We start from the raw sequence: 10,590 nt of genomic DNA, 5'->3' as shown, positions 1-10,590 counted from the left end.
GTCCAGGACGCCCAGCGTGAACGGCTGGCCGCCCTGGCCCTGGACGATGTCCGGGTGCGGGAGGCCGAGGTCCGCGCCCAGGCCGCCGAGCAGGCCCTCCAGGACGCCCAGGCCGACATGGCCGAGCGCCGGGCGGCGCTTGACCAGGCTCAGGTCGCTGCCGAGGGGCGGGACCGCCACGCCGACGAACGCAACCATGCCGCCGACGAGCGCGACCGCCTCGCTGATGCGCGCGAGCGGGCCGCTGATGACCGTGACCGGATCGCCGACGAGCGGGACCGCGTCGCCGACGAACGGGACCGGACGGCCGGTCACCCGGACTGACCTCCACGTGCTGGAGCCGGGCGCCCGGCGGCGTCGGCCGAGAACAGCTGCTTGGCGGCATCGGTGATCTGCTGCGGGGTCGGCGCCGGGCCAGCTTCAGGGTCAGGGATACCCAGGGCGCCGATGCTCGGACGGTCTGCCGTCCGGCGGGGCAGATTGGCAGCTGACCCGGCTGGCTATCCGGCCCGGGCAGCCTCGGGCTGGCACCGCTTGGGGCGGACGCGCTCCCCGCGGGCAGGTTGGCCCAACCCTCGCTGGCCTGCACCGTCAGCCCGAGGCTGCTGCTCGCCCGCCAGCACCGCCTGCCAGGAAACGAGGGCAGATGGTTACCCGCATGCGGCCGTTGGCGGCGACCAGCGGCTCGCAGAGGGCGACGCCGAGGGCGGCGAGGCTCAGCAGGCCGCCGACGAGGGCGGTGCTGCGGACACCGAGGCCGGGCAGCAGGATGCTGCCGATCAACGCGCCGGCGGTGATGCCGACGTTGACCGCGGTGGACGCGCCGGCGGCCGCCAGGTCGGCGCTGCCCGGCGCGACCTGGAGGACCCGGCTGGCCAGGGCGGTGGTCAGGGCGGCGAACGACAGCCCTGACAGCGCGACCAGCCCGGCGGCGGCGACCGGTGTCGCGCCCAGGGCGTAGAGGCCGAGCAGCGCCGTGGCCTGGGCCGTGACCGGGATGAGCATCGCCGCCCATGGGCTGCGGTCGACCAGGGCCCCGCCGACGGCGACCCCGACGATGCCCGCCACGCCACGAACCAGCAGCAACGGCCCGGTCGCCGCCGCCGGGAACTGGCTGACCTCGGTGAGGAACGGTGCGACGTAGGTGAAGGCGGCGAACGTGCCGGTGGTGGCCAAGATGGTCATCGCCATCAGCGTCAGGTAGCGGCGCGCATCCGGGGTGGTTCCGCGGGCGGCGTGGCCGCCTCCCGGCATGGCGGTCGGCAGGCAGGTGGCGATGGTGACCATCGCCGCAAGCCCGAACGCGCTCAGCCCCAGGAACGCGGTCCGCCAGCCGGCCTGCTGGCCGAGCCAGGTCCCCACCGGCAGGCCCAGGACGGCGGCCAGTGAGCTTCCGGCGAACACCACCGCGATCACCCGGCCGCGTACTCGCGGCGGGAAGAGCCCGGCGGCCGTCGGGACCACGATCGACCAGAACAGCGCCTGGCTCAGCGCGGTGACCACCCGGGCGGCGAGCAGCACCCAGTAGCTGGAGGCAGCGGCCGACACCCAGGTGGCCAGGACGGACACGGCCAACAGGCCGGCCAGCAGCTGCCGGCGCGGCACCCGCCGGGTCACGTGGGTGAGCGGGAGGGAGGCGACCACGACGACCAGCCCGTAGTAGGTCACCAGCAGGCCGACGGCCGACGGAGCGACGTCCAGGTCCGCCGTCATGAGCAGGAGCAGGCCGATCGGCAAGGTCTCGGCGGTGACGTAGGTGAAGGCGGCCACCGCCAGCGCCAGCAGGGCCGCGACCGCCGTTGCGGTGCTGCGCCTCCCAGTCATGCTTCCTCCGCTATTGATTCAGCAGGTAGCTACTTTGGTAAAGGCGCCCGGGCGGCGCGTCGACGCTCGGTGAGACGGCGGGCCTTGGCCGTTGTTCCGCAGTCGGCCATCCGGCACCACCGGCGCGAGCCGTTGCGGCTCTGGTCCAGGAAGACCCAGCCGCAGCCCCCGGCATCGGGGGGGCAGCGCCGCAGGCGGGCCAGCTCGGCCGTGCGAAGCACGTCCACGGCGGCGGCGGCGGCGCGGTCAGGGACCAGTGGCCCCGGCGTCGCCCCGACAGCCAGCTGGGCCGCGGCCGCCCCCTCGGGTTCGAGCACCAGCCGGGAGCGTCCGACCGCGGCAGCCCACCTGCTGTGCAGCCGCTCCAAGGCGCCGGCGACGGTCCCGGTGTCGGATGGGACCGCACCGATCGCCGCCAGCAGGGCCACGTGGAGCGCTTCCCGGACGTCTCGGACGGCCGCCAGGGCGGCGTGCGCTGAACTCGGGTCCCGCTCCCAGCTGTCGGTGACGGCACCGACCTCCGCCTCGTCGACCATGCTCACGCGCCGTGCCCAGCGCAGCAGCGCCGGCGGATCGGTCAGGTAGTCCAGCGGTTGGCCGCCCGGAGCCGGCGTCCCGCGCTCGACGGTGTTCACCAGATCGAGCGCCGGGTGCCCGCCGACGAGCGGGAGTTCGGCAACATCCATGCATGCATGCTACCATCAAATGCCATTATGATGGTAGCTCATGCTGCCTTCGTTCCGGCGAGGGCCCGGTGGAAACGCCGGTAGGGCCGGGGCGGGTGTTCAGCGGCAAGACGGTCGCCAACCGCTGTCACCGAGGTGACTTCCTGCCGCAGCGTGCAGGCGTATTCTGGGCTGGGAGGAACACGCGGCGATGGAATCGGTTGTCTGGATCATTCTCGCGGCGATCCTCGGGGTCGCCGAGTTGCTCACGTTGACGGCCGCGCTGGGCCTGCTGGCCGTGGCGGCGCTGGCCGCGGCCGGGGCGGCGGCGCTGGGGCTCGACGTGTTCTGGCAGGGCGTCACCTTCGCCGTGGTGGCCGTGGCCGGGCTGGTCGGGATCCGGCCGCTGGTCAGGCGGCAGCTCCGCCCCAGGTTCGGGCCGCAGCACCGGTTCGGGGTGGCGGCGCTGGTGGGGCGGCAGGCCCGGGTGGTGCAGGAGGTCACCGGCCATGCCGGGCGGGTGCGGATCGGCGGCGAGGAGTGGTCGGCCCGGGCCTACGACGAGACCCTGGTGATCCCGCCCGGGACCACCGTTGACGTGATCGAGATCGAGGGGGCGACCGCCCTCGTGTACCCGCGGGAGTGACCAAATGGAAGTCGTCGCCGTCGTCGCCTTCGTCGCCGCGCTGCTGGCGGCGCTGGTGGTGGTCCGCTCGGTGCGGATCGTGCCCCAGGCGCGGGCCCGGAACGTGGAGCGGCTGGGCCGCTACTACAAGACCCTGGAGCCCGGTCTCAACTTCGTCATCCCGTTCGTCGACCGGGTGCGGCCCACGATCGACCTGCGCGAGCAGGTGGTGTCGTTCCAGCCCCAGCCGGTGATCACCGAGGACAACCTCGTGGTCAACATCGACACGGTGCTGTACTTCCACGTCACCGACGCCCGGGCCGCGGCCTACGAGATCTCCAACTTCATCCAGGCGGCCGAGCAGCTCACCGTGACCACCCTGCGCAACGTGATCGGCGGCATGGATCTGGAGCAGACGCTGACCTCCCGGGAGAAGATCAACAGCGAGCTGCGGGGCGTGCTCGACGAGGCCACCGGCAAGTGGGGGATCCGGGTCAACCGGGTGGAGATCAAGGCCATCGACCCGCCGGCCCCGATCAAGCAGGCGATGGAGAAGCAGATGCGGGCCGACCGTGACAAGCGGGCGGCCATCCTGACCGCCGAGGGCGTGCGCCAGTCGCAGATCCTGACCGCCGAGGGGGAGAAGCAGAGCGCCATCCTGCGGGCCGAGGGCGAGCGCCAGTCGGCCATCCTCAAGGCCGAGGGGCAGGCCCAGGCGATCGAGACCGTGTTCCAGGCCGTGCACCAGAACGACGCCGACCCCAAGCTGCTGGCCTGGCAGTACCTCCAGACCCTGCCCCAGCTGGCCAAGGGTGAGGGCAGCACCTTCTGGGTCATCCCGAGCGAGGTCACCTCGGCCCTGCGGTCGATCAGCCGCGCCTTCGGCGAGGGCGAGGAGCCGGGTCGCGCCCCGGAGAGCAGGCGGATCCAGCCGCCGTACGACGCCCGCTGACCCTGCGCCACGTGGACAAGGTCCGGGTCGACCGCTGGCTGTGGGCGGTGCGGCTGACCAAGACCCGGTCCGGGGCGGCCCAGGCCTGCCGGGCCGGGCACGTGCAGGTCAACGGGGCCCGGGCCAAGCCGGCGGCCACCGTCAAGGAGGGCGACACGGTCCGCCTCCGGGTCGGCGACCGGGAACGGGTCGTCGAGGTCGTGCGGCCGATCGAGACCCGGGTCGGGGCCGGTCCGGCGGCCGAGTGCCTGATCGACCGCAGCCCGCCGCCACCGCCCCGCGACCCTCAGGCGTGGCCGGGCCGCCGCGACCCCGGCATGGGCCGCCCGACAAAGCGCGACCGGCGCCAGCTCGACCGCACCCGCGGCCGCCGCGGCTGACCGCCGCCGGGTCAGCGAAGGACGAGCCGCTCCAGCCAGGCGTCGAGCAGGGCCCGGTCGCCGAGGACCTCGACGGCGCCGTCACCGGGCGGCAGGCGGCGGGTCACGACCCGGAGCACGTCGGCGACCGGGGCGCGGACGGCCACGGTCGCCTTCTCGTGGGCCAGGCGCCAGCTGAACGTGGGGGGCTCCAGCTCGACCAGCCACTCCGACGCCAGCCCGGGAGGCGTGTCGGTGGCATGCAGGTGCACGGTCCCGCGGAGTCCGGCGTCCCCGCCGCCGTCCCCGGACCCGGCGACCTGGGGATTGCTCAGCAGGTCGAGGAACTCGTCGACGGCGTCGGCGGCCACCTCCGGGTCGACCAGGTAGGCGGCGCCGACCGCCCCGGCGGCGTCGGCGCGGTGGACGACCACGTCGTGGGCGGCGCGGCGGGCCCAGGCGGCGGTGGGCCAGCGGACCACCCAGATCTGGGCCTCGGTGGCGGGCCCGGCCTTGCGCAGCGTCTCGGCGAACCGCTCGGCCGCCTCGGCCAGCCAGGCGTCCAGCGCCGCCGGGTCGTCGCCGGCCGGGCCGCCGTGGCCCGGGACCTGCCGCTCCGGCTCGGTGACGGCCGTGCCGGTGCGGACGGCCTGCTCGCCCGCCAGGAGGTTGCCGCCGACGTGGCGGGCCAGGTCGCCCAGGGTCCAGTCGGGCGTGGTGGGCACCACCTGCGACAGGTCGGCGCCCGAGACCGTGTCCCTGAGCAGCATGGTCTGGGTGACGACCTCGTCGCAGCAGCGGTCGTGGTCCAGGCGCGCCATGCGTTCCCCCGTGCGGTTGTTGCTGTCCGGCCCCGACCCTACCATCGGGCACCATGGAGACCAGCAAACCGGTCCTGCTCACGGTCGACGACGACCCCGGGGTGTCGCGCGCCGTCGCCCGCGACCTGCGCCGCCGCTACGGGCAGGACCACCGTGTCGTCCGGGCCGAGTCGGGTCCGCAGGCGCTGGAGGCGCTGCGCGAGATCAAGCTCCGCGGCGACCCGGTGGCGGTGCTGCTGGCCGACTACCGGATGCCGGAGATGAGCGGCCTGGAGTTCCTGGAGCAGGCCATGGACCTGTTCCCGAACGCCCGGCGGGCGTTGCTCACCGCCTACGCCGACACCGACGCCGCCATCCAGGCGATCAACGTGATCGACCTCGACCACTACCTGCTGAAGCCGTGGGAACCCCCCGACGAGAAGCTCTATCCGGTGGTGGACGAGCTGATCGAGCTGTGGCGCGACACCGGGGACCAGCAGGCCGGCGCGACCCGGGTCGTGGGGCACCGCTGGTCGGCGCGGTCCTACGAGGTGCGGGACTTCCTGGCCCGCAACTCGGTGGCGTACCGCTGGCTCACCGCCGACGACCCCGAGGGCCGGCGGCTGCTCGAGGCGGCCGGGCTCGACGAGGCCGGCGTCCCCCTGGTCGTCACCCCCGAGGGCGACGCCCTGGTCGACCCGGGCGTGGAGGAGCTGGCGGCCCGGGTCGGGCTGCCGACCACCCCGGCCACCGGCTTCTACGACACCGTCATCGTCGGCGGCGGCCCCGCCGGGCTGGGTGCGGCCGTGTACGCCGCCTCCGAGGGGCTGCGAACCGTCCTGGTCGAGCGGGAGGCCACCGGCGGGCAGGCCGGCCAGAGCGCCCGGATCGAGAACTACCTCGGCTTCCCCGACGGGGTCAGCGGCGCCCAGCTCACCGACCGGGCCCGCCGCCAGGCCGGCAAGTTCGGGGCCGAGGTCCTCACCGCCGCCACCGTCACCGGCCTGGAGGCCCGCGGCTCGTCCCGGGTGGTCCGCTTCGCCGACGGCGGCGAGGTCGCCGCCCACACCGTGGTCCTGGCCACCGGGGTCAGCTACCACACCCTGAAGGTGCCCGGCGTGGCCGAGCTCACCGGCCGCGGGATCTTCTACGGGTCGGCCGCGACCGAGGCCCCGGCCTGCGCCGACGAGGACGTGTACGTCGTCGGGGGCGCCAACTCCGCCGGCCAGGCGGCCGTGTTCCTGTCCCGGCACGCCCGGCGGGTCACCCTGCTGGTCCGCGCCGACGGCCTGGAGCGCTCCATGTCCCACTACCTCATCCGCCAGATCCGCGACACCGCCAACATCCAGGTACGGACCAACACCGAGGTCGCCGGAGTGGAGGGGACCGAGCACCTGGAGGGCCTGCGACTCTGCGACGCCGCCACCGGCGAGGTCGAGGAGGTGCCGGCGGCCTTCCTGTTCGTGTTCATCGGGGCGGCGCCCTGCACCGACTGGCTCGACAAGGTGGTGGAGCGCGACGCCAGGGGCTTCGTCGTCACCGGCCCGGACCTGCTTCGCGGCGGCCGGCGGCCGCGCGGCTGGCCGCTGGACCGCGACCCCTACTACCTGGAGGGCAGCGTCCCGGGCGTGTTCGCCGCCGGCGACGCCCGCGCCAACTCGGTGAAGCGGGTCGCCTCGGCGGTGGGGGAGGGCGCCATGGCCATCCAGCTCGTCCACCGCTACCTGGAGGCCCAGTGACCGAGCGCCTCGCTCCCGCCGCCCTCCGCGAGCTGTTCCTGTTCGAACGGTTGAGCGACGATCAGCTGGCCTGGCTGGCCGAGCGGGGCGAGGTCGCCGCCTACGAGGCCGGCACCACGATCTACCGCGTCGGTGAGCCCGCGACCTGCCTGTACGTGCTCCTGGAGGGCACCCTGTCGCTGGTCATGCGGGCCCCCGGCGGCGAGATCGAGGTGAACCGGACCGACCACCGCGGCACCTACGCCGGGGCGTTCTTTGCCTACCTCGACCTGCCGATGGCGCGCTCCTACGGCACCGGGCTGCGTGCCGTGACCGACTGCCGCTTCTGGGTGCTGTCCGCCGAGGACTTCGGCCGGGCGGTGCGGGAGTGGTTCCCGATGGCCACCCACATGCTGGAGGGGTTCGCCATCCAGGGGATGGGCTCCCAGCAGACGCTCAGCACGCGCGAGCGGCTGGTCGCCCTCGGCACCGTCACCGCCGGCCTCACCCACGAGCTGAACAACCCGGCCACGGCCGCCGCCCGGGCCACGGCCACCCTGGCCGAGCGTCTGCACGGCCTCTGGGATGAGCTGGCCGCCCTCGCCGGGGGCGGCCTCGACGGGGGGCGGCTGGCCGAGCTGGTCGCCCTCGTCCGCCAGGCCGCCGCCGGCCGCGCCGACCAGGCGCCGCTGTCGCCGCTGGGGGCCTCCGACCGCGAGGACGAGCTGGGCGGCTGGCTGGAGGAGCACGGCGTCACCGGCGCCTGGGACCTGGCCCCGCCGCTGGTCGCGGCCGGGGTCGGCACCGGCTGGCTGGAGCGGGTCGCCGCCGCGATCCCGGCCGAGGCGCTGCCCCACGCCGTCGGGCTCGCCGCCATCACCTGCGAGGCCGAGAGCCTGCTGGACGAGGTCGGCCAGGCGTCCGCCCGCATCTCGGCCCTGATCGGCGCGGCCAAGCAGTACAGCCAGATGGACCGCAGCCCGCTCCAGCAGGTCGACGTCCACGACGGACTCGAGTCGACCCTGACGATGCTCAAGCACAAGCTGGAGACGGGCATCGAGGTGGTCCGGGACTACGACCGGTCGCTGCCCGAGCTGCCCGCCTACGCCGGCGAGCTCAACCAGGTCTGGACCAACCTGGTCGACAACGCCGTCGACGCCATGGGGGGCATGGACGGCACCGGCCGGCTGACCGTGCGCACGGCCCGGGAGGGCGACCACGTGCTGGTCGAGATCGGCGACAACGGCGCCGGCATCCCCGAGGCGGCGGCCGCCCACGTCCTCGAGCCCTTCTACACCACCAAGCCGGTCGGCCAGGGCACCGGCCTGGGACTCGACATCAGCTGGCGGATCGTCGTCCAGCGCCACCACGGCGACCTGCGCTTCACCTCGGCCCCGGGCGACACCCGCTTCCAGGTCCTGCTGCCGCTCACCCAGAACGGGTGAGGGCACCATTCATCCCATCCGCAGGATGCTCCGGGCCTGGCTCCGGAGTTCCATGGGCCGGCGCGTCGGCGACCGGCGCCGACGGTGACGGGAGGGAAGCGATGGCAGACCTGTTGGCGATCGGGTATCCCGACGAGACCACGGCCCTGGCCGCGATGGACGAGGTCGGCCGCCTCGAGCGGGACCTCATCATCCAGCCCGACGCGGTGGCGGCGATCGTCCGCAACCGCGAGGGCAAGCTGCGGGTCACCACCAACCACCACGCGGTGGGGGCGGGAGCGACCTGGGGGATGTTCTGGGGCATGCTGTTCGGCATGCTGTTCTTCGTCCCGTTCTTCGGGATGGCGGTCGGCGCCGGCCTCGGGGCCCTGATGGGCAAGGTGGAGAAGACCGGGATCGACAAGGAGTTCCAGGACCAGGTCCGGGACATGCTCAAGCCCGGCACCTCGGCCCTGTTCCTGGTCGTGGAGAAGGTGACCCCGGACAAGGCGGTCGAGGGCCTGCGCCAGTACGGCGGGACGGTCCTGAAGTCGTCGCTGTCCAAGGACGCCGAGGCCCAGCTCCAGGGCGCCCTGCACGGCGAGGAGACGAGCGCCTGAGCGACGTCAGCTGATGGTGGGAGCCCGTGCGCGGCACCGCGCCACGGGCTCTCCACCTCCCGCCGTCAGACCCGGTCGCGCAGGTCACCGCCGTGGGCGGCGACGGCCCAGATCACGAACACGTTCAGGGTGATGATGAGCAGCGACCAGAACGGGTAGTAGGGGATGAACAGGAAGTTGGCGATGGCGCTGAGGACGGCCAGGGTGATGGCCACGACCCGGGCCCAGGTCCGGCCCGACAGCAGCCCATAGCCGGCGAAGGCCACCACCAGGCCGAGCAGCAGGTGGATCCAGCCCCAGCTGGTGGCGTCGAACTGGAAGGTGTAGTTGCGGGTGGCGACGTAGAACTCGTTCTCGAAGATGGCGATCAGGCCCTGCAGGGCCTGGAAGATGCCCGACATGATCATCAGGATCGCGGCGAACAGGATGAACCCGACCGCCCACCCGCTCGCCTCCCGGTCCGCGCGGGCTCCGGACGCCTGATACGCCTCGTTGGACATTGCTGGTTCCCTCCTTGTCCCGCGGCCGGCCACACTGGCAGGCCGCCATGGATGACCGAGCGAACCATGGCACCGGGCCAGTACCGCGGCATCACCCTTTTGGGATGAGGTTTCCGGCGGTGGGATCACCCGATCAGGACGATGCCGCCAGGGCCGATCCGCGGTCCCATAATGGGCGGGGGACATCACGATACCGGGGGAGGTCGGTCGGTGACGACACCCCGGCGGCGGGTGGTCGAGGCGGTGCTGCGGGCCACGCTGACCTCGACCGTGCTGGTGGTGCTGTACTACCGCCTGCCCTTCACGGCCGTCGTCGACGCCTCCACGTTCGTGCTGCTGGCCGCCGGGCTGGCGCTGTTCGCCGCCGTCATCACCTGGCAGGTCCGGTCGATCCTGCGGTCGGCCTACCCGGCCCTGCGGGCCATCGAGGCCCTGGGCGCCGCCATCCCCCTGTTCCTGCTGGTGTTCGCGGCCGCCTACGTGAAACTGGCCGACACCCAGGCGGAGGCCTTCACCGAGCCCTTGAGCCGCACCGACGCCCTCTACTTCACGATCACGGTGTTCGCCACCGTCGGGTTCGGCGACATCGCCCCCGTCACCGACGCCGCCCGCATCACCACCATGGTCCAGATGGTGGGCGACCTGCTGGTGGTGGGCCTGGTCCTGCGGCTCATGCTCGGCGCCGTCAAGCAGGGCCGCGAGCGGCGGGCCGGGGCGGCCGGAGCGTCCGATTCACCCGATCGGGGGGATGCTGGCCCGCCCGCACCGCCGTACCTTGCCAAGCACGACGGGCCAGGGACCTGAGCGGGGAGGTCGAGATCGCCAACATCGACCGGCAGCCGGCCGCCATCCAGGACCCTGAGGGGTTGCAGGATGCGGCGATGCCGTCGCCGTTTGCGCCGATCGATGGGTATGCGTTCTTGTCGAATCGTCATACCGGGGCGTTGGTGTGGCGGACCCCGACGGGCTGGGTCGAGGTCCGTGATGGGTTGACCCGTGATGGGTTGACCATGGGGGCGCTCCCGCTGTTCGGGGGCACGGCGCCGTTCCTGGCCACCTGGCTGGTGCGGCGGACCGGCAGCCCGGTCGCCCCGGCCGTGTCC

The 10,590-nt window shown here is 73.4% G+C and carries 12 protein-coding genes; 8 read left to right on the top strand and 4 right to left on the bottom strand.

Going from position 1 to position 10,590, the window contains the following annotated elements:
• The coding region (locus tag VF468_08835; GenBank protein ID HEX5878412.1) for a hypothetical protein at window positions 1-324 on the top strand (324 nt) is incomplete at its 5' end.
• Window positions 325-591: 267 nt separating this feature from the next.
• Here VF468_08835 and VF468_08830 read toward each other — a convergent pair.
• Both VF468_08830 and VF468_08825 read right to left on the bottom strand, forming a co-directional pair.
• A complete protein-coding gene (locus tag VF468_08830) occupies window positions 592-1,824 on the bottom strand; it encodes an MFS transporter (protein HEX5878411.1) in 1,233 nt (410 codons plus the stop codon).
• 29 nt (window positions 1,825-1,853) lie between these two features.
• The gene (locus tag VF468_08825; protein ID HEX5878410.1) at window positions 1,854-2,510 is read right to left on the bottom strand and encodes a CGNR zinc finger domain-containing protein; all 657 of its coding nucleotides are present in this window, start codon (window positions 2,508-2,510) and stop codon (window positions 1,854-1,856) included.
• A gap of 190 nt (window positions 2,511-2,700) precedes the next feature.
• Here VF468_08825 and VF468_08820 point away from each other — a divergent pair, with 190 nt between their 5' ends.
• The 3 genes from VF468_08820 to VF468_08810 are packed head-to-tail and all read left to right on the top strand — an operon-like array spanning window position 2,701 to window position 4,446.
• On the top strand, window positions 2,701-3,135 hold the full coding sequence (locus tag VF468_08820; protein HEX5878409.1) for an NfeD family protein: 435 nt from the start codon (window positions 2,701-2,703) through the stop codon (window positions 3,133-3,135).
• Window positions 3,136-3,139: 4 nt separating this feature from the next.
• Entirely contained in the window at window positions 3,140-4,066 is a 927-nt protein-coding gene (locus VF468_08815; GenBank protein ID HEX5878408.1) for an SPFH domain-containing protein, read from the top strand.
• A gap of 11 nt (window positions 4,067-4,077) precedes the next feature.
• On the top strand, window positions 4,078-4,446 hold the full coding sequence (locus VF468_08810; protein HEX5878407.1) for an RNA-binding S4 domain-containing protein: 369 nt from the start codon (window positions 4,078-4,080) through the stop codon (window positions 4,444-4,446).
• An 11-nt stretch (window positions 4,447-4,457) separates the two neighbouring features.
• On the opposite strand, the gene VF468_08805 is transcribed toward VF468_08810, so the two are convergent.
• Complete coding sequence (locus tag VF468_08805) at window positions 4,458-5,246, bottom strand: maleylpyruvate isomerase family mycothiol-dependent enzyme (protein ID HEX5878406.1); 789 nt, start codon at window positions 5,244-5,246, stop codon at window positions 4,458-4,460.
• 53 nt (window positions 5,247-5,299) lie between these two features.
• Between VF468_08805 and VF468_08800 the strand changes: the two genes are divergently transcribed.
• The 3 genes from VF468_08800 to VF468_08790 all read left to right on the top strand — a co-directional run bounded on the left by VF468_08800 (window position 5,300) and on the right by VF468_08790 (window position 8,987).
• Window positions 5,300-6,964: an FAD-dependent oxidoreductase gene (locus tag VF468_08800; GenBank protein HEX5878405.1), complete on the top strand. Its 1,665-nt coding sequence runs from the start codon at window positions 5,300-5,302 to the stop codon at window positions 6,962-6,964.
• Window positions 6,961-8,388 (top strand): ATP-binding protein, encoded by a 1,428-nt coding sequence (locus VF468_08795; protein HEX5878404.1) that lies wholly within the window; start codon window positions 6,961-6,963, stop codon window positions 8,386-8,388. Before VF468_08800 ends, VF468_08795 begins: the two co-directional genes overlap by 4 nt.
• 101 nt (window positions 8,389-8,489) lie before the next feature.
• A complete protein-coding gene (locus VF468_08790) occupies window positions 8,490-8,987 on the top strand; it encodes a DUF1269 domain-containing protein (protein ID HEX5878403.1) in 498 nt (165 codons plus the stop codon).
• Between the two features lie 65 nt (window positions 8,988-9,052).
• On the opposite strand, the gene VF468_08785 is transcribed toward VF468_08790, so the two are convergent.
• Window positions 9,053-9,487 carry a hypothetical protein gene (locus tag VF468_08785; protein HEX5878402.1) on the bottom strand — a complete coding sequence of 145 codons (435 nt, stop codon included), beginning with the start codon at window positions 9,485-9,487 and terminating at the stop codon, window positions 9,053-9,055.
• A gap of 210 nt (window positions 9,488-9,697) precedes the next feature.
• Between VF468_08785 and VF468_08780 the strand changes: the two genes are divergently transcribed.
• Window positions 9,698-10,291, top strand: a complete 594-nt coding sequence (locus VF468_08780) for a potassium channel family protein (GenBank protein HEX5878401.1) — start codon at window positions 9,698-9,700, stop codon at window positions 10,289-10,291.
• Window positions 10,292-10,590: the final 299 nt, after the last annotated feature.

It is taken from the genome of Actinomycetota bacterium, assembly GCA_036280995.1.
Lineage (GTDB): Bacteria > Actinomycetota > CALGFH01 > CALGFH01 > CALGFH01 > CALGFH01.
Note: the sequence above shows the minus strand (reverse complement) of the source record. Positions and strands in the feature narration are given on the sequence as shown.